The organism is Synechococcus lacustris str. Tous (genome assembly GCF_003011125.1).
Lineage (GTDB): Bacteria > Cyanobacteriota > Cyanobacteriia > PCC-6307 > Cyanobiaceae > Synechococcus_D > Synechococcus_D lacustris.
The window spans coordinates 1-18,619 of the sequence record NZ_PXVC01000042.1; the positions used below are offsets into that span (position 1 = coordinate 1).

19 protein-coding genes and 1 pseudogene are annotated in these 18,619 nt (G+C 54.9%); 5 read left to right on the plus strand and 15 right to left on the minus strand.

What is annotated here, in order from left to right:
- The 8 genes from acsF to C7K08_RS09020 form a co-directional block, all read right to left on the minus strand.
- Positions 1-450, minus strand: a 450-nt coding sequence (acsF, locus tag C7K08_RS08985) for a magnesium-protoporphyrin IX monomethyl ester (oxidative) cyclase (protein WP_106500301.1), incomplete at its 3' end; no start/stop codon positions are given.
- 44 nt (positions 451-494) lie between these two features.
- Positions 495-905 carry a DUF2996 domain-containing protein gene (locus tag C7K08_RS08990; RefSeq protein WP_106500302.1) on the minus strand — a complete coding sequence of 137 codons (411 nt, stop codon included), beginning with the start codon at positions 903-905 and terminating at the stop codon, positions 495-497.
- 45 nt (positions 906-950) lie between these two features.
- Complete coding sequence (locus tag C7K08_RS08995) at positions 951-1,340, minus strand: hypothetical protein (protein ID WP_106500303.1); 390 nt, start codon at positions 1,338-1,340, stop codon at positions 951-953.
- Entirely contained in the window at positions 1,337-1,978 is a 642-nt protein-coding gene (locus tag C7K08_RS09000) for a flavin prenyltransferase UbiX (protein ID WP_106500304.1), read from the minus strand. Before C7K08_RS09000 ends, C7K08_RS08995 begins: the two co-directional genes overlap by 4 nt.
- Positions 1,965-4,232: an RNB domain-containing ribonuclease gene (locus C7K08_RS09005; RefSeq protein WP_106500305.1), complete on the minus strand. Its 2,268-nt coding sequence runs from the start codon at positions 4,230-4,232 to the stop codon at positions 1,965-1,967. Before C7K08_RS09005 ends, C7K08_RS09000 begins: the two co-directional genes overlap by 14 nt.
- 60 nt (positions 4,233-4,292) lie before the next feature.
- Positions 4,293-4,598, minus strand: a complete 306-nt coding sequence (locus tag C7K08_RS09010) for a TMEM165/GDT1 family protein (protein WP_106500306.1) — start codon at positions 4,596-4,598, stop codon at positions 4,293-4,295.
- Positions 4,599-4,880 carry a TMEM165/GDT1 family protein gene (locus C7K08_RS09015; RefSeq protein WP_206603831.1) on the minus strand — a complete coding sequence of 94 codons (282 nt, stop codon included), beginning with the start codon at positions 4,878-4,880 and terminating at the stop codon, positions 4,599-4,601.
- A 25-nt stretch (positions 4,881-4,905) separates the two neighbouring features.
- Positions 4,906-5,265: a YkgJ family cysteine cluster protein gene (locus tag C7K08_RS09020; RefSeq protein ID WP_206603830.1), complete on the minus strand. Its 360-nt coding sequence runs from the start codon at positions 5,263-5,265 to the stop codon at positions 4,906-4,908.
- Positions 5,266-5,340: 75 nt separating this feature from the next.
- Here C7K08_RS09020 and psb30 point away from each other — a divergent pair, with 75 nt between their 5' ends.
- Positions 5,341-5,448 (plus strand): photosystem II reaction center protein Ycf12/Psb30, encoded by a 108-nt coding sequence (gene psb30, locus C7K08_RS09025; RefSeq protein WP_006041509.1) that lies wholly within the window; start codon positions 5,341-5,343, stop codon positions 5,446-5,448.
- A gap of 66 nt (positions 5,449-5,514) precedes the next feature.
- Here the strand turns inward: psb30 and C7K08_RS16410 are convergent.
- Both C7K08_RS16410 and recJ read right to left on the minus strand, forming a co-directional pair.
- Positions 5,515-6,723, minus strand: a pseudogene (locus C7K08_RS16410) (chloride channel protein); the annotation flags it as partial.
- On the minus strand, positions 6,723-8,618 hold the full coding sequence (recJ, locus tag C7K08_RS09035; RefSeq protein WP_341272151.1) for a single-stranded-DNA-specific exonuclease RecJ: 1,896 nt from the start codon (positions 8,616-8,618) through the stop codon (positions 6,723-6,725). The gene recJ and the pseudogene C7K08_RS16410, both read right to left, overlap by 1 nt.
- A gap of 34 nt (positions 8,619-8,652) precedes the next feature.
- On the opposite strand from recJ, the gene C7K08_RS09040 reads away from it, so the two are divergent.
- Together C7K08_RS09040 and C7K08_RS09045 are read left to right on the plus strand one after the other, a co-directional pair.
- Positions 8,653-9,387 (plus strand): HAD-IA family hydrolase, encoded by a 735-nt coding sequence (locus tag C7K08_RS09040; RefSeq protein WP_106500310.1) that lies wholly within the window; start codon positions 8,653-8,655, stop codon positions 9,385-9,387.
- Between the two features lie 4 nt (positions 9,388-9,391).
- On the plus strand, positions 9,392-9,724 hold the full coding sequence (locus C7K08_RS09045; RefSeq protein ID WP_161955862.1) for a DUF565 domain-containing protein: 333 nt from the start codon (positions 9,392-9,394) through the stop codon (positions 9,722-9,724).
- A 101-nt stretch (positions 9,725-9,825) separates the two neighbouring features.
- On the opposite strand, the gene rpmF is transcribed toward C7K08_RS09045, so the two are convergent.
- Positions 9,826-10,002 (minus strand): 50S ribosomal protein L32, encoded by a 177-nt coding sequence (gene rpmF / locus C7K08_RS09050; protein WP_106500317.1) that lies wholly within the window; start codon positions 10,000-10,002, stop codon positions 9,826-9,828.
- 68 nt (positions 10,003-10,070) lie between these two features.
- Between rpmF and ftsH the strand changes: the two genes are divergently transcribed.
- Positions 10,071-11,879 carry an ATP-dependent zinc metalloprotease FtsH gene (gene ftsH, locus C7K08_RS09055; protein ID WP_106500312.1) on the plus strand — a complete coding sequence of 603 codons (1,809 nt, stop codon included), beginning with the start codon at positions 10,071-10,073 and terminating at the stop codon, positions 11,877-11,879.
- Here ftsH and C7K08_RS09060 read toward each other — a convergent pair.
- Together C7K08_RS09060 and thrC are read right to left on the minus strand one after the other, a co-directional pair.
- Positions 11,830-12,105: a MoaD/ThiS family protein gene (locus C7K08_RS09060; RefSeq protein WP_106500313.1), complete on the minus strand. Its 276-nt coding sequence runs from the start codon at positions 12,103-12,105 to the stop codon at positions 11,830-11,832. The two genes, ftsH and C7K08_RS09060, sit on opposite strands and share 50 nt — an antisense overlap.
- Positions 12,106-12,145: 40 nt before the next feature.
- Positions 12,146-13,432, minus strand: coding sequence for a threonine synthase (gene thrC / locus C7K08_RS09065; protein WP_106500314.1), 1,287 nt, complete (start codon positions 13,430-13,432; stop codon positions 12,146-12,148).
- A gap of 148 nt (positions 13,433-13,580) precedes the next feature.
- On the opposite strand from thrC, the gene C7K08_RS09070 reads away from it, so the two are divergent.
- On the plus strand, positions 13,581-16,325 hold the full coding sequence (locus C7K08_RS09070; RefSeq protein ID WP_241537175.1) for a UPF0182 family protein: 2,745 nt from the start codon (positions 13,581-13,583) through the stop codon (positions 16,323-16,325).
- Between the two features lies 1 nt (position 16,326).
- On the opposite strand, the gene fba is transcribed toward C7K08_RS09070, so the two are convergent.
- Both fba and C7K08_RS09080 read right to left on the minus strand, forming a co-directional pair.
- Positions 16,327-17,379, minus strand: coding sequence for a class II fructose-bisphosphate aldolase (gene fba, locus C7K08_RS09075; RefSeq protein WP_106500316.1), 1,053 nt, complete (start codon positions 17,377-17,379; stop codon positions 16,327-16,329).
- Between the two features lie 26 nt (positions 17,380-17,405).
- Positions 17,406-18,619 (minus strand): DEAD/DEAH box helicase (locus C7K08_RS09080; protein WP_241537176.1); only part of this gene is annotated, 1,214 nt, incomplete at its 5' end.

Consider the following 18,619-nt stretch of genomic DNA (forward strand, 5'->3'; position numbering starts at 1 on the left):
ACCTAGATCCAGCTGTAAACCAAAATCTCCCATCGCCTTATTTAAAAAGCCTGCATGGCGGGCTTCATCCCTTGCCATGTGGGCAAAGCATTCAGCCAGCAAAGGATTGCGATTTTTAATCCTTCGGCTCAATTCTTTGTAGAGCAAAAAGCCAGAAAATTCTGAGGTGCAGCTCTGCTCCAAGAATTCAACAAACACCTTGCGGGTATTTGGATCAAGCTTTTCCGCTGCCCCTTCAAAAGACTGATCGCGAACAAAATGATGGCGGTTGTAATCCTTGCGAAACTCCTCGCAGATCGCCTCTAGCTCTGCCCCATTGGGCTGCAGATCCATGGCGGCCATCGCCTCAAAATCCGTGGTGTAGAACCTGGGCGTGAGGATTGTTTCCCTAGCTGGCTCTTTTGCAGCGGGCTGGGGAGATTCAGCTAGGGCAGCGCTAGGTGGAACCATCCGATTAAAACCTTCTTGTTTTTAATAGTAGGAGGGGAGAGAGCTCAGTTGGGCCCGAGCCATTTCTGWCCGTTTARCCTTTGCACCGTGCGGCTCACCAGCAGGGCCAGGGTGGTTTTCTTTTCATCGATCAAAAAAGACTCCAGCAAACTGGGATCAGCGCCAGCTTCGGCAAGGGCAATGGTTTTAGCGGCTTGAATGTTGTTGCTCAAAAAACAAAGCCAAAACCTCCTTCCGCCAGGCAATTCACCCGCAACCTGCCAACACATTTCACCCACCACAGGCATGGGGGCCTGCTCRAGGCGCAATTCAATGGCGGGCCCGCCATAGGCCTGAATCTCCTTAGCCAAAGCGGGCAGGAATAGCTCCGGGATAAAGCTTYCGAAGGCCTGATCCTCAGGTTTGGGAGCAGGTTTGGGAGCAGGTGCTGCTTTTTTGGCCGCTGAATCAGTCACCTGTGGGGCCTGATGGGTTTTTCCAAGTTAGGGCAGCGCTCAGCTTTACCAGTCGGCATCGCTGGCTTGATCCCAATCGGGCTGCTGTTCAGCCTTTGAATTAACAACCCGAAACGGCACAGAAACCGTTGGTGCTGGCTCCTGGGGATCCCGCTCAGGCCACTGCTGGCTAGGGGCTGCCTTAGGCGCTGGTGCTTGCCAAGTTTCAGCTTTTGGCTTGGGCTTGCGTTTAGCAGGCAARCCMGCAGTGGCACTCAGCGCTGCACTTAARGCAGCRCCACCACCGGCACCGAGCATCACCCAGCTGCCAAGCGATAGGGGCGGGGAAGACCAAAGCAAAAACTTCAAACGGCTGGGCGTTGTGAGATTTAGTAATCCCACCACCAGGGCTAGCCCCAGGGGCATTAGCAACGGCAGCACCAGCAGTTCTTTCATGGCTGTTGRATTGGTCCCTGCCAGCGGCGCAATTCGCCCAAGCTGTACCCAAAGAGATCAAGGGTGCGCAGCACGAGAAAATCCACCATGTCGCTAAGGCTTTCRGGCTGGTGATACCAAGCTGGAATCGGTGGTGCAATGCGGGCGCCCGCTTCCGCCAGGCTGGTGAGATTGCGCAAATGGATCAGATTCCATGGCATTTCCCKGGGGCAGATCACCAGCGGTCGCGCCTCCTTGAGATGCACATCAGCGCAGCGTTCAATTARGTCGGTGGCGATACCAGCTGCCACCCTGCCAACGGTGCCCATGGTGGCCGGCAGGATCAACATGCCGCGGCTGCGGTAGCTGCCACTGGCCATCGGTGCTGCTTGGTCGTTCCAGCGATAACAGCGCAGTTCACCCTTGYTTGTGCCGCAATGCTGGCGCAAYACCTGCTCCTGTTCCTTYGGTGCCACGGGCAACACCARGCCCATCTCGGCCCGCCAAACCTCAAAGGCACCCCTGCTTAAAACCAAATCAACGCAGTTATCGCCCTCAAGCAACAATTGCAAAGCCCTGAGGGCGAGCACTTGCGCTGAAGCACCGCACACAGCAAGYAGCAGSGGCGCTTCTGGAAAGGCAACCTCAGGATTCCTCATCCTCTCCATCATCATCGGAAAGCTGGGCATCCGGCTCAATTTCCGGCTGTAAAACAGCTAGATCAATTTGATGGCGCAACACATCCACCTTCAGCACCTCCACCTCCACGGGATCACCCAGCTTGTAGGTGCGGCGGTTTTTACGGCCAACTAAACGATGTTGACGGGAGCGGTATTCATACCAATCGTCTTTTAAGGAACTCACATGCACCAATCCCTCCACCTGGGTTGGAGGTAGTTCAACAAAGAAGCCGTAGCTCTGAATGCCACTGATCACACCAGGCAAGGTTTGACCCAGCAATGATTCCGCCTGCCTTGCCCTAAATAAAGCCAAGCCATCAGCCTCCACCTCATCGGCAAAACGGCTGCGGCCATTCAAACGATTCACCAAACCATTGGCGATCGTTTCYTGGAAAGGAGCCAACTGGCTGGCGGTTAGCAGGGCCCATTCGATCTGGCCATGGCAACTATCAGCGCTTAGATCCAGGCGRCTTTTATGGCGAACACTGGGGCGATCCTTTGCCTCGGTGAGCAGGGTTACGAGCAGCAATTGGTTCCAAATCGCGCTGTAGTGCAGCGAAGGGAAACACCAAGGGGCATAGGCCAATGGTTCAGCCGCCAAGGCATTTGCCTCCGGCAATGCACTTAATTGCACGGGTTTAGTGGCCTCACGCAATTGCTGTTGCAGCACCCTGGCCCGTTTGCTGCCAASRAATGCCTCGGCCAAGGCAGCAGCAGCAGGGGCATTGCCATCAGCCCCTAATTCCAAGGGCACATCAAGCCCCACAGCAAGTTTCACCAAATCATTTAAATCAGCTGGATCCGGCGCTGCCTGGCCAAGGAACAGRGCTGGCAGCTCCAGGGCAGCCAGATGGCGGCCAAGGGCTTGTTCGGCAGGGCGCACCARCTCCCGCAGCCAGCCCATGGGGTTGTTKGGGGCAGCGGTGGCAAACCAACCACTTCGCCTTTGATCAGGCAATTCCTGGCCCTGATGGGCCATGGCTTCAAGGGCGGGCACCGCTAGGTCCAGATCCAAGCTGCCCGCCCCTAAACGCTGCTGGCGTAGTAAKTGCACCAGSGCCTGCAACTGCTCCAAAAGCGGCARRTACTCCTTTAGGGCCTTAAGCGCAACAGGAGTGGTGCGGGCCTTTGGCTTGCGATTTAGCAAGGCCTCAAGGCTGTTGGCATCCAATTCAGCATCAATCCGCACCGTGGAGCGACAAAAGCGGTAGTGGAGCAGCTCCCCCTCTGGRCTTAGCTCAAGGGCCACCGATAGGGCGCTGTTGTTTTGGGCAATGCTTAATGCGGCCGCCTCCTGCAAGGGGGCAGGCAGCAGTGGTATCCAACTGTTGCCAACACCTATGGCTTCAGCTTGATCACGCAACCAGCGATCAAGGGGRCCATCGAGGGATAAACGCTCGCCAATATCAGGGATATGCAGCCATAAACGGTTGCCGYCYTCCAGCGACACCGCCACTGAAGCCGCYGAATTATCARCKGSCCTGCCCCGCAACAAAATGCTGGGCAACTCGCTGAGATCTTCCCTGCCAGCAGCCGCKGGCGTTTTTAAATTGATCCGGCCGCTAAAGCCAGCGCCATCAAGGCGATGGCGGGCAAGTAGCAGCTCTAGGTCGGCATTGCCCTCACCTTTTGTTGAAAGGGAGCGGCGCACATGGCCTTGGGCGGGGAATTGACCAATGGGGAAACGATCCATTGCCACTTCCACCAGGGCTTCCCCAGCCCGCTCGATGTGATCGGCATCGATTTCCTGCAATTGAATCGAGGCATGCAGGCGATCATCAAGGGGTAYTGCAAGCAATTGCTCCTCCTGGCGTTCCACCTGGGCCAGCACCGTGGWGTTGGAGCGCTCGAGAATGCATTGCACCCCCCCTTCCGGTGAACGGCGGCGCCCTCCCTCCCGCGTTACTTTCACRAGCACACGATCACCATTCCAGGCATGGTTCARCTGGTGGTCGCGGATATAAACGTCGTCGCCGCCATCTTCCCGCAGGGCGAAGCAAAACCCTTTGCTGGAACATCTCAAGCGAGCTTCAATTAAAGCCTCGTTATTAGTGCGGCTGATCCCCTCTTCAGCCTGGTTTAGTAAACCAATCCGTTCCAACGCCTGCAGTGCTAGCTCTAAATAGTGCTTTTCTTTTACGGTTTTAAGGGCCAGTTTTTTTTCTAATTCCTGCACCGAAACAGCTGATTCCGCCTGCAATTGATCCAGCAGATTGGCAACGGAAAACTTCATGCGGGGGCGATGCTGCGATTAATGCTGAACAACAAGCTTAGGGAGCCGCTGGAAAGTGGCTCAGCTCTGCTCCTGTTTGGTGGCTAAAGCGTTGATCACCAAGCGGCCGCCAATTACTAAAAAGCCGATGGCAGCTGCCAGTTGCAACAGTTGCGCTGGCACAACTTCCGCCAAGCCACCCCCCAGCAGGGCCCCTAAAAAGCTTGCCAAAACCAAGGCCGAGGCACTGCCGAGGAAAACATATAAGGGGCGATTGCTGGTGCCACTAATGGCAACGGTGGCAAGTTGGGTTTTATCACCTAACTCAGCAAGAAAAACTGTGCTGAAGGTGGAAGCCAGCAGGAGAAGATCAGGTGAAATAGTCATYTATAAGAAAAGCTCAGTTAGCCAAGGCCCTATTGCTTGCAGGCCCAGCAGGCTGCCCAATAGCAGCATCAACGAACCAGCCAACAGTTCCAAGCGTTGCGGTGATATCCAGCCAGCCAGCCAACGCCCCAGCAATACCCCCACCAAACTTGAGGCCACTAAAGCAAGCGCSGAACCAATAAACACCAATAAAGGTCTGCCCGAYTGGGCMGATAGCAGCAGGGTGGCCAATTGGGTTTTATCGCCAAGCTCCGCCAGAAAWACCGTTGCAAAGGTGCCCATAAAAATGGCACCGGCGGTGGGGGCRTTAGTGGTTGGTTCTGATTGCCCGTTCAAAGCGCTTGCGCTCCTGGCTGCGGCCACCGTATTCGACCCGGATCTGATCRCGGCAACAGGCAATTGCAAAATCGCTTTGTTCTGCGGGCTCCACATCAAAAAGTTCGGCTAATTGATCCACMCGGCAGAAATCAGGCCGGCTTGCATAGATGCGGCAGCGCCTACTGCCGGTGTCGAAATGAATGCACCAACCATCACTACCCACCATTTCTAAGTAGAGCCGTTTTTGTTCAGTGCTGAGGGCTTCTAGGGCCTCTGGGCGCTGGGCTGGATCTAAGCGGCAACAGGCGCCGCAATTACTAACGCAGCTCCAGCTGTAACAGGCGGTCACGGCATTAACCCCAATGGCCAAATAAGGGCAACTAAGGCCCGTAAAGTATGCGAATTAATAGCTGGGCAAGCTTCCATGGGCATCGATTTCCACCTGATCGCTAATTTCGGTGCCCTAGCGCTGATCACCTTGGCTGGTCCCGCTGTGATTTTCATCCTCTTCTACCGCCGCGGCGCCCTCTAAGCGGGCGGCAAATAAGGCCGTGAGGCCGTGGTACACAGGCTGGGGTTGCAGGCTGCGGCTCAACATCGCCGCCACCACACAGGCGAGCAACAAACCTGGCAGCAATTGCTGATCACCGCAAAGCCGCAGGGCAAAAAGGGTGGAAAACAACGGCAATTGGGTGGCACCAGCTAAGCCGGCGCCCATGCCAATCGCAATGCCAAGCAAAGGTTCCGGCTGGCCTAAAAACGGCATCAAGATGCTGCCAGCAAGGCCACCAATGGCCAAGGCTGGATCAATTAACCCCCCAGGRATCCCCACACCAAGGGCTAACACGGGCCCCAGCAGTCGGCTGATCAAGGCACTAACTGCCTGCAGCGGTTCAAGGCTGCCGCCCCTTCCAATCAAATCCACTAAAACGGCAGATCCATCGCCATAGGCCCTGCCACCACTAATGGCGCCAAGAAGCACCAACAGGCCCCCCAACAGCAAACCCACCCCTAGGGGTTTACCTAGGGCAAGGGGCTGAAGTTGCCTGGTGGCCCAAAGCACCAAGGCGCTGAATAGGGCCCCTAACAAGCCMCCGATTAAACCCAAAGGCAGGCCAAGGCCAATTTGCTGCCATTGATCTGGGCTAGCGGGAATGATGCCGTAGGCAAACATCGGCTCRCCAGCCAAAGCCGCCACCAATGAGGCCGGTAACACCATGGCAASGGCTGCCCAAATCAAGGGCACATTCCARCGCTGCAGTAGATCCTCAGCCGCAAACACCACACCCACTAAGGCGCTATTGAAACCAGCGGCTAGGCCGGCTCCGCCAGCGGCGGCATAAAGCACCGGGGCGCTAAGCGAGRCRAGCGGTTTGGCCAAATAGCGCCGCAATTGCCACACCAGGGCAGCGCCAATAAAAACAACGGGGCCTTCCCTGCCGAGGGGTAATAAACAAATGCTGGCAATGCTCCAAAGGCCGCAACGCATCAGCAAYGGCGMMAATTTTAAAAATTCCGCGGCCCGCTGGGGTTGCTCAATGCAAAGCACCACCTGGGGGATRCCTGAACCCATGCCATGGCGCCACACACCTCTTTGCAATACGCAAAGCAAAGGCATCGCTAGCAAAGGCAGCCAACTAATCGAGCTAAAACCAGCTTTAAAAGCTTCCCCAAGCAAGCCATCTACCCATTGATCGATCCAATTCAGGGGCAGGCAAGCAAGGCCAAGCAAAAAGCCAAGCGCTAGCAAAGGAAACAGCAAAGGCCACCAGTGGCGTGGCGTAGTAGGCATCAATGGGGTGTTCATTAGGCCACTAAACCAAGGGCTTGGGCTGCCTGTTGCACCAGGGCAAGGGTATGGGGGTGCAGAGATTGACCATTGGCGGCTCGATCCTGATCCAACCAGGCCACCCGCAATTCCTCCCCTTCAGGGTTGCGGATTAAAAGGTTGCTGCCCTCTTTTTCGCACTGGTATTCACGCTTGCCACGCATTAAAAMAATCGCTTCGGTTTCACTGGGGCGCAGGGCCTCCAATTCAAGTTGCAAGCGGAGCTGGCCCTGCCAATAGCTTTGTCGCAGGCGAAAGGCTAGATCAAGCAAGCGGGTGCTGGGTTCAGGGCCATTCCATCGCCAAGCGATCGCGGTGATGCTGCCGCTACCTGCRGCGAGTTCTAGGGAAAGGTGGCCMCCCCGCAGCAATTTGCTGCGCTTCACTTGGCAATGGCGGGCCCAAAACAAGGGGGTGGGATTACCCACTCCAAATGGTTCAAGCCGCTGCATTTGATGCAAGAAATCAGCATCGATGCGCCCTAGGGGCAGCAGTGCYTCAGGGGCCACCACTAGGGCACTRGAKCKKCCYTGCAGCCACTGGGCCGCCAGGGCTGAGAGTTGTTCATGCAGGGCTGCCACTTGATCGGCCCTTACGGTGAAACCACCGGCGGCGGGATGGCCGCCATAACGCTCGAGCAGATGGCCGCAGGCATGCAGGGCTTGATCAACGGCAAACCCTTGGGGTGCCCGCACCGAAGCGCGCATCTTGCCATTGCCTTCACCGGCAAGGATTGCCACCGGCAAGCCCCAGCGCTCCACAAGYCGCGCGGCCACAATGCCAATCACACCGTGGTGCCAATGGTTTTGCGCTAACAACAGAAATGGCGGTCGCTGGGGGCCATCGGCTTCCACAAGGGCTTGGGCCTCTGCTTCGATGCCATCGCAAAGGTCTCGCCGTTGGCGATTGAGCGCTTCACATTGATCAGCTAATTCAAGGGCTCGATTTTGATCACTGGTGGTGAGTAATTCCACGGCTAGGGCCGGATCAGCCAAGCGCCCAACCGCATTMAGCCTGGGGGCCAACAAAAAACCAACGGCCTGGCTATCGATGCTGCGATCTTCCAATCCAGCCAGCTGGGCAAGGGCGCGTAAACCTGGCAACTGGGAGCGATGCAAGTTGCTGAGGCCCTCCATCAACCAAAGCCGATTTACGCCAACTAATGGCGCCATGTCGGCAATGGTGCCAATGCAAAACAGATCAAGGGCCGCCTGCAGGGCATCAGCCCGCTTCAACTTCTGGGCAAGGGCGCGGGCTAACACATAGGCAAGGCCCACCCCCGCCAAGCCCCGATAGGGGGACCCATCTGGAGTGGTTGCTGGATGCAGAAGGGCCAGCAGGGGCGGCATTTCGGCCGGGATGSTGTGGTGATCGGTAACTATYACCTCCACCCCCAGGGCTTGGGCCCTATCGAGGGCCTCCCGGGCGCTGATGCCGTTATCCACGGTTACCAACAGGCGGCAACCATTTGCGGCCAACCTTTCCACCATGGCGGCATTAAGGCCGTAGCCATCCTCCTGGCGGCTTGGGATAGCAGCGATCGGTTTGGCRCCCAGCCGTTGCAGCACCCCAACTAGCAGGGCAGTGCTCGTCATGCCATCGGCGTCGTAATCGCCGCAAATCGCCAGCAATTCCCCCCGCCGGCAGGAGATTTCTAAACGCTCAAGGGCAATCGCCAGGTGGGGAAAATGTTTAAGGGCCGGTGGTGCTGTTGCTGGCTTGAGCAGGKCTTCCACCTGRTTTATTTCAGTTAGGCCGCGGCGTTGCAACACCGCCAGCAGCTCCACTGGCAGATCACAACAGGAATCAAAATCAGCTCCWTCAAGGGGCAGAGGCAACTGCCAAACACGATCAAGGGCGGAGGGTGGATGCACCAGGGGGTTCCTAAGATCGAATCAGCACCAGCGCATGATGCCCCGCCTRCAAGCCTTGCTTTGGGATGTTGATGGAACTTTGGCGGATACCGAACAAAACGGCCATCGGCTTGCCTTTAATGCCGCCTTTGCAGAGGCCCAACTKGCTTGGCACTGGAATAATTCCACCTACAGCGATTTGTTAGCGGTAACAGGGGGAATCGAGCGGATGCGGGCYTGGGCTAAGCAGCAKCATCTCAAATCAAATCAAAATAAATCAAAAAATCAATCAGACCCCCTTGCTAAAAGTGAATTAGAGGAGTTGTTAATCCGCCTGCAGGCAAGCAAACAAAAGCACTACCGCCGCATCCTCAAGGAGCAGTTATTCCCATTRMGGCCTGGGGTTGAAAGGCTGCTGCTGGAGGCGAGGGCCGCAGGTTTATGCCAAGTGCTTGTTACAAGCAGCGGCCGCAATTCGGTGGAAGCCTTACTGCAGCATCACCCACAACTGAATAATTGCTGGCAACACTGGATTTGCGCTGAGGATGTGCAAACAAAAAAACCACACCCTGAGGCCTATGTGCTGGCCTTAAAAAAACTAGGGCTGCCAGCGGCGGCAGCTATGGCAATCGAGGATTCAGCCCAGGGATTAGCTGCAGCYMGGGGAGCAGGCCTCAAGGTATTAATCACGGCCAAAGCAAAACCTGGGCTTGAAGGAGCTGCAGCGATAGTGGATGATCTGGATGCAGGAGCGATCAACCTCGCCAAACTGCAGCAGTTTGTGGATTAAACAAATGCCCCAATCCACCCGTTTCAATAAGGTTCAAGAGGCATTAACAGAACAATTATTGGGCTGGATAAGCAGCAGYTGGTATAAAAAAAGCCTGGGCCTATTGTCCCTATTAGCCGGTTATTATTTGGCGGCTAATTTAACCAGCGTTTACCTAAATTTCACAAAGYTGCAAAGTTTTGGCGCCCTAGGCCTGTTGCTGCTGGTGGAGCTTCAGGTGCGCCTGCGCACTCGMTTTAACACATCAAAAAACTCGATATTTTGGCTTATGTCTGATAATTTGCGTGTTGGCGCCGTTTACGCTGTGGTATTRGAAGCTTTCAAACTTGGCAGTTAAMTTTACAGTTATYARTRMAGYTATTAATASARTTAYTTTACAATGTTATTTCGCGCCGCAAGTTGYATCTTTCAAACTTTAYAAAATTRAWACTGCCTAGATCACTCTTCAGTTTCTGCTTCTTCAGGCATTGGGTACACAAATCCTTGGGCCCTGCCGCTCAAAACGGCCTTACCCARAGACATGGCTTTTTGAGCCGCCACGCGCGCCTTAGCCTTCCAGGTGGCATGGCGCTGATTGCGCTTGCCCTTTGAGGTTTTCTTCTTAGGAACAGCCATCCGGGCTCRCTCAATACCAAACAACAATCATCTAATGCCGGGTAACCATCCGTCAATCGCTAAGCTTTATGGAGATAATTGGACCTGGTTCCCAAACGGATTTGAGCGAAACCCCAAGCTATAGCGGCCTGCTCAAAGCGATCCGCGCTGGCCAGGTGAAGGAATTAAAACTGCTACCCCGCACCGATCAGGTGTTAGTGCAGTTCAAAGATGGTTCTGAAAGCCGGGTGGCGGTTTTCAGCAACGATCAACAAATCCTGCGCAGCGCCGAAGCAGCCAGGGTGCCCTTGAGCGTAAGCAATACAAACGATGCCAGCTCCTCTGGGCTGTTRGTGAATTTATTTCTAGGCATTTTGCTGATCAGCCTGTTGGTGCTGCTGTTAAAGCGTTCAGCATCCGTAGCCCAAAAAGCACTGGGCTTTGGCCGCAGCCAGGCCCGCCTTCAACCGGAGGGGAGCATCAATGTTCGTTTTGAGGATGTAGCTGGCATTGATGAAGCAAAAGCTGAATTACAGGAGGTGGTTACTTTTTTAAAAGAACCCGAACGCTTCACTGCCGTTGGTGCCCGCATTCCTCGGGGGGTGTTGTTGGTGGGCCCCCCTGGCACCGGTAAAACCCTGTTGGCTAGGGCAATCGCCGGGGAAGCTGATGTGCCCTTCTTCTCCATTTCCGCCTCTGAATTTGTGGAGATGTTTGTGGGCGTTGGTGCCAGCCGCGTGAGGGATCTATTTCGGCAGGCAAAAGCAAAAGCACCCTGCATCATTTTCATCGATGAAATCGATGCCGTTGGTCGCCAACGGGGGGCAGGCATCGGTGGCGGCAACGATGAAAGGGAGCAAACCCTCAATCAATTGCTCACTGAAATGGATGGCTTTGAAGACAATTCAGGTGTGATCCTGCTGGCGGCCACCAACCGCTCAGATGTGCTCGATTCAGCCCTCCTYAGGCCGGGGCGTTTTGATCGCCAAATAATGGTGGAACTGCCGGATCGCCGCGGTCGCGAGGCAATTTTGGGGGTTCATGCCCGCACCAGGCCCCTGGGGGACGACGTTTCGCTACCGCTTTGGGCAAGGCGCACGCCGGGGTTTTCCGGGGCAGATCTGGCCAATTTGATCAATGAAGCGGCGATTCTCACAGCGAGAAGGGAAAGGCTGTTTATTGATGAACAGGCGATGAATGATGCCCTTGAGCGGGTAACGATGGGCCTAGGGGCYAAACCCCTGCAAGACAGCGCCAAGAAACGCCTAATCGCCTATCACGAAGTGGGCCATGCCTTACTCACAACCCTGCTGCCCGCTGCAGACAACCTCGACAAAGTAACGCTGCTGCCAAGGGCAGGTGGAATTGGCGGCTTTGCCCGCACCACCCCCGATGAGGAAATTCTTGACAGCGGCTTGATTAGCAAGGCCTACCTAAGGGCGAGGTTGGTGGTGGCCATGGGGGGAAGGGCAGCTGAAATCGTGGTGTTTGGTGATGCGGARGTAACCCAAGGGGCTAGCGGTGATTTGCAAATGGTTAGCCAAATTGCCCGRGAAATGGTTACCCGTTATGGCTTTTCAATGCTGGGCCCCATGGCCCTTGAGCAGGAGGGGGGTGAGGTATTCCTCGGCCGCGATTGGACGCGGCCAGAGCACAGCTATTCAAATAACACGGCCACCCAAATMGATGCCGTTGTACAACAAATTGCCAGGGATGCACTCAAGCAAGCAATTGATTTATTAACACCGAGGCGGCCTTTAATGGATGCCTTAGTTGAGGCGCTAATTGAGCAAGAAACCTTRGATGAAATCAGCTTTAATAAAATTGTGCAAGCACACGAAAAGGATTTCAGCCCCCAGCAACCGCTGGCACAATGCTCACCTCATCCCCAGCGCTGAGGGCAGTGGTTTGATTATCAAGGAAACGAATATCYTCACTGTTCACATAAAAATTAAGAAAGCGGCGTAACTTTCCCTGCTCGTCGCAAAGGCGATTACCCAAACCWGGAAAAGCAGTATCTAGGGCTTCAATCAATTCCTGCACGGAGCTGGCTTCCAATTCAACGGTTGCTTGATCAGCGGTGAATTTCTGCAGGGGGGTGGGAATTAAAACTTGAACKGCCATGGAATTAAATGCAAAGTTGAATAATAGAAGTAGCTAATAATTAAACGYCAACGCTTTCCCAGGTGGCGCGCTGGAGCGACTGGGCCCTTTCCCAGGCGGCATTAAAGCTGGCCAGCTGGGGTTCGATGGTGTGGGGCTCACCCACCACAGCACTAACGGCTTCGGTGGTTTTTAAGCCATTGCCTGTGATGTAAGCAACGGTGGTTTCAGATGGATCGATTTTGCCCTGTTCCACCAGTTTCTTAAGCACTGCAATTGTTGTGCCACCTGCGGTTTCAGTGAAAACACCTTCGGTTTCAGCCAACAGCTGGATGCCAGCGATGATTTCGTCGTCTGTTACGGCGGCAATGGAGCCACCGGTGCGGTTTGCCAGATCGATGGCATAGGGACCATCGGCTGGATTACCAATGGCGATTGATTTTGCAATGGTGTTTGGTTTTACAGGCGTAATGAAATCCCTACCCTCTGCAAATGCTTGGGCTATGGGTGAGCAACCCTCAGCTTGGGCGCCACTAAAACGCACCTTCTTTTCATCAACTAAACCAACTTTGATGAATTCATCAAAACCCTTGCTGATTTTAGTAAACAGGGAACCGGAAGCCAAGGGGGCAACGATGTGGTCGGGCAATTGCCAGCCAAGTTGTTCAATAACTTCATAGCCAAGGGTTTTTGAACCCTCTGAGTAATAAGGGCGCAAATTGATATTAACAAAGCCCCAACCATAGGTATTTGCCACTTCACAGCAAAGCCTATTCACCTGGTCGTAATTGCCTTTAACCGCCATCAAGGTGGGGTTATAAATCAAGGTGCCRAGGATCTTGCCCGCCTCGAGATCAGCGGGAATAAATACACAGCAATCCATGCCGGCATGGGCGGCGATCGCTGCGGTGGAATTAGCTAAATTACCTGTGGAAGCACAGCTAACCGTAGAAAAACCAAGCTCCCGAGCCCTTGTTAGGGCAACGCTAACCACCCGATCTTTAAAAGAAAGGGTGGGCATATTTACGCCATCATTTTTGATATAGAGATTCTTGATACCRAGGCGCCTTGCCAGGCGATTTGCCTTAAGCAGGGGTGTAAAACCGGTGCCCACATCGATGGGATCCCCCTCGATGGGCAAGAAATCGCGGTAGCGCCAAATCGATACGGGGCCAGCTTCGATCGAGGCGCGGGTGGTGCGAGCCCGAATGGCGTCGTAGTCGTAAACAACCTCGAGGGGGCCAAAGCACACGTCTTCGCAAACGTGGCGAGCGCCAGCTCCGTATTCATGGCCGCATTCCTTGCAGCGCAAGCCTTTGAAAGTAACCGAGGCGAGGGTAGACGTCACGGCTGAAAGTCGTATTGCACCAAGTTAGCAGCGCCATTAGGGTGAACGATTAAATCCCAACCGTGGTGGTTGGGTATTAGCARCGATATTGATTGGATAGGGTTTGGTAATGGGTGCCCCAGCTTTTTCGCGATCACAATCAGCGGCCTTGGCGAGCTTTTTGGCAGCAGCACTGCTGCTGATCTTGCTGCTGCCAAGGCTATGGGTGGAATTTGCTTGGTTTGAACAATTTCAGCTCGAGCAACTGCTGCTGCGCCGCTGGGCGGTGCAGGGGGTTGCCTTTATTGCGGTGCTGGGCCTTGGCATCCCACTGCAACTACAGCAATTGCAGCGCTGCTGGAGCCTGCGCAGCCAAAACCAAATCCAAAGGGGCAACCTGCCACCCCTAAGGGGCTGGGGGCTCAGTTTTGTGTTGGCCTTGCTTTTGGGCTCGCTGTTGCTGGGCCTTACCTATTTATTGGTGCAGGCCCGGGGCTTGATAAATGCCCCCTTCAACAACGAAGCGCTCAGCGGCCTACCGATGCTGGCGGGTGTACCTGTGGGCTTGCTGCTGGCGCTGGCACTGGCTTTATTGCTACCGCTTTTGCGCTGGCCCTTAACAACGCTGCGGATTGCCCTCTCGGCAGCTCTGGTGGCATCGGCCACCGCCCTGGCGCGGGGTTGGAGCCTTTGGCTGCCGGCCCTATTGGCGGCACCATTTGGCCAGGGGGACCCCATTACCGGGCTTGATCTGAGCTTCACGGTGTTGCAATTACCAGCGCTGCAGCTGGTGTTGAGCGTTGTTATGGGCCAATTACTGGTGGGGTTGGCCGCCTGCCTGTGGCTGAGCGTTAGCCAGGGAAACAGTTTTAGCGAGTGGTATTTCAGTGGCCTAAGCAAACCGCAACAACGGGTATTGCAACCTCAACTGGCGGCACTCGCCCTAGTTGCTGCCCTGATTACGGCCCTAAGCCCATTTGAACTRATGGTKGATGGCCATGGGGTGGCAGCGGGGGCTGGCTTCGTTGATGTGTATGTGCGTTTACCGCTGCGGTTGCTTTTAGCCGGTTTGCTTCTACTCACTGCCGGCGGCCTGATGACCCCCCTGCCCAGCGGCTGGTTGCGGCGGGGGCTGCTGCTGCCATTGGCCTGCACCGGCCTCTTGATTCCCCTGGCGGAATTGCTAATTGCACCAGTGGTGCAGCGGTTCATGGTGCAACCGCGGGAACTWCAGCTGGAGCGCACCTATCTAGAGCGCACGATCAAAGCCACCCGCGCTGCCTTTGGCTTAGATCAAGTGCAACAGGAAACCTTGGAACCACGCCAAGGGCTTGATGCAGCCGATTTAAAACAAGGCCCGGGCACGATTGAWAACCTGCGGCTATGGGATAACCAACCCCTGCTTGCCACAAACCGGCAATTGCAACAGCTGCGCCTTTACTACAGCTTTCCCTCAGCAGCCGTAGATCGCTACAGCCTCAGCAGCGATCAAAACCGGGGCGCCCAACAGGTGCTGATTGCACCAAGGGAACTGGATGCCAATGCATTACCTGGGGCATCTCGCACCTGGCAAAACCTSCACATGGTGTTTACCCACGGCTATGGCTTCACCGTTTCACCGGTGAATGCCTTTGGCCCCGAYGGCCTGCCGATATTTTTTGTTAAAGATCTAGGCCGCAGCGGCCAGGTGCAAGGTTTTGCTGAATTGGATGTMACCAGCGCTGAAGTGCGCCGYCAATTACCGGTGGGGGAACCGAGRATTTATTTCGGCTTCAATGCCACCCCCTATGCAATCGCACCATCGCGGGTAAAAGAATTCGACTACCCAGAGGGAGATCTRAATATTTATTCCCACTACAAAGGAACGCTTGGYGTTCCTTTAAGCCATAGCTGGCAGAAAATATTTGCTGCCAACTACCTAAGGGAACCAAGGCTGCTGTTTACGGGCGCCCTTGAGKCAAATAGCAAATTGCTACTGAGGCGCCAAATCCAAGCTCGCCTMAAAGCAATCGCCCCATTTCTGCGCTTTGAAAACGCACCCTATCTAGTTACGGCAAGCCTGCCCCCCGGCAGTGGCTTCAAACGAGGCGTGCATCAATTCTGGTTTGTGGATGGATTCACCACAAGCCGCAGCTATCCCTACAGCGAAGCTAATTCCCAAGGTTTGCGTTATTTACGCAACCCGGTAAAAGCAATAGTAGATGCATATACAGGTGATGTGCRCTTTTATGTAAGTGATCCCCAAGATCCAATACTACGCACCTGGCAGCGGATATTCCCTGAATTATTTGCCCCCTTAGCTGAAATGCCAAAGGARCTACTAAAACACATTCAAGTTCCCCAAAGCCAATTTGCAATTCAGGCGGAGATGCTACTGCGTTTTCATGTAACAGATGTGCGCACTTTTTAYAATGGTGATGAYGTTTGGGATATCCCCTTAGAGATATATGGAAATCGCAGTGTTGAAGTGAGGCCATATCACGTAACTTTGCAACTACCCGGGGAAAAAAGGCCTGAGTTTGTGTTGCTTTTACCTTTTTCTCCCCTAAAGCGCCCTAATTTGGTGGGTTGGCTCGCTGCTCGCAATGATGGCAATGCCTATGGCAAATTAAGGCTGGTGCGCTTTCCGCAGCAAAGGTTGCTGCTGGGCACCCAACAGATATCAGCGCTAATCGAACAAGATCCTGTTATCAGCCGTCAATTTGGCCTTTGGAATCGCCAAGGTTCGGAGGTGATACAAGGCAACCTCCTGGTGGTGCCGATCGGCAAAGGCCTTCTTTATGTTGAACCGATATATCTGAAGGCACGAAATGGCGGCCTGCCCACCCTCGTGAGAGTTGTGGTGAGCGATGGCCGCCGTTTTGTGATGGAGAGCAACCTAGAAAAAGCGCTTGCTTTATTGGTTGCTAAGTAAATCAGTAAAGGGAACCTTTGGCGTAGAGGCCAGCGTAGTAGTTGATATCTTGCTGTTTGATCTTGCTGGCATTACCGGCGGCCCAGAACTGCTGGTAGCGATCGAGGCACACCTGCTTCATGTAGGCGCGGGCTGGTTTATTGAAATGGCGGGGATCAAAGTTGCTGGGATCTTTAGCAGCTGCTTCCCGCACAGCTGCGGTGAAAGCCAAGCGATTATCGGTGTCGATATTCACCTTGCGCACACCGTTGCGAATACCCTCTTGGATTTCTTCAACGGGTACCCCRTAGGTTTCGGGRATTGCACCACCGAATTTATTGATCATGTCGAGCCACTCTTGGGGCACGGAAGAAGAACCATGCATCACCAGGTGGGTATTTGGGAGGGCCTTATGGATTTCAGCAATTCTTGAAATCGCTAAAACTTCACCGGTGGGTTTGCGGGTGAATTTGTAGGCGCCATGGCTGGTGCCGATGGCAATTGCCAAAGCATCAACCTTGGTTTTAGCAACAAAATCAGCGGCTTCAGCGGGGTCGGTGAGCAGTTGTGAATGGTCGAGGGTGCCTTCAAAGCCATGGCCATCTTCAGCTTCACCTTGGCCGGTTTCAAGGGAACCAAGGCAACCCAATTCACCTTCAACGCTCACGCCGATGGCGTGGGCAACACTCACCACTTCCTTGGTAACCGCCACGTTGTATTCGTAGCTGGCAGGGGTTTTGGCATCGGCTTCAAGGGAGCCGTCCATCATCACGGASGTGAAACCATTGGCAGCAGCACCGAAACAGGTGGCGGGGCTGTTGCCGTGGTCTTGGTGCATCACCACTGGGATGTCTGGGTAGGTTTCCACCGCCGCCAGGATCAGGTGACGCAGGAAATTTTCGCCGGCATACTGGCGAGCACCGCGGGAAGCTTGCAGAATTACGGGGCTATCGGTTTCATGGGCAGCCTCCATGATCGACTGCACCTGCTCGAGGTTGTTCACATTGAACGCTGGGATGCCGTAGCCGTTTTCAGCAGCGTGATCTAGCAGCAGGCGTAGCGGAACAAGCGCCATGGGAACTCTGTGGATTCCGGGCGAGTTTACCGTGCAAGCCTGCGCCTTTGACCAGATCCGGGGGCCGGTTTGCGAGAAGATCTGGCCGGTGGCTTTTCCACAGGGCCCGCAGAAATTGGTTTTTCCGGTTCAAACCCAGGTACCACCTGGCGTGGCAGCGATGCTCCGATGAGCCTTTCGATTGCTTTGAGCAAATCCCTTTCCTCGGCGCTCACCAAAGAAAGGGCATGGCCGGTTTGGCCTGCCCTGCCGGTGCGACCAATGCGATGCACATAGTCTTCCGGCACGTTTGGTAGATCCATGTTCACCACATGGGGCAACTGGGCGATATCGAGGCCGCGGGCGGCAATATCAGTTGCCACCAGTACCCGCAGCTCGCCATCTTTAAAACCACCCAGGGCACGGGTGCGGGCCCCTTGGCTTTTATTGCCATGGATGGCAGCKGCCTGGATACCTTCTTTGATCAACCTTTCAGCCAACTTGTTAGCGCCGTGTTTTGTGCGCGAAAAAACCAACACCTGTTGCCAGTTGTTGCTGATGATCAAATGGCTTAACAAGGCACCTTTACGRCCTTGATCAACGGGATGAATGCATTGATCAACGGTATCGGCCGTGCGGTTTTCAGGGCTTACTTGAATCTGGCGGGGTTGATGCAAAAAGCCTTCGGCTAATTTGCGAATCGGGCCRGAAAATGTGGCAGAAAACATCAGATTTTGACGTTTTGATGGCAACCAACGCAGGATTTTTCGGATGTCGTTGATGAAGCCCATATCGAGCATGCGATCCGCTTCATCGAGCACCAACAGCTCCAGCCCACGAAATTCCACCACCCCCTGGCCGTGCAGATCAATCAASCGRCCWGGGGTTGCYACCAACAGATCAACGCCCCGGCGYAAWCGCTCGATTTGCGGATTGATGCCAACACCGCCAAACACCACCGCACTGCGCAGGGGCAAGCCGTGGCCATAGGTGTTTGCACTTTCAGCCACCTGGGCGGCCAATTCACGGGTTGGCGTTAACACAAGGGCGCGCACATGGCCTGCTCCGGCCCTGGTGCCATGGCGCAATATTTCAAGCATTGGCAGGATGAAACCGGCTGTTTTACCGGTGCCGGTTTGGGCGGCAGCCATCAGGTCGCCRCCGCTTAATACAGCGGGGATTGCCTGTTCTTGKATWGCGGTGGGGCTGCTGTAGCCACAGCGGTGGAGGGCTTCCAGCAGGGGCCGGCCCAGGCCGAGGT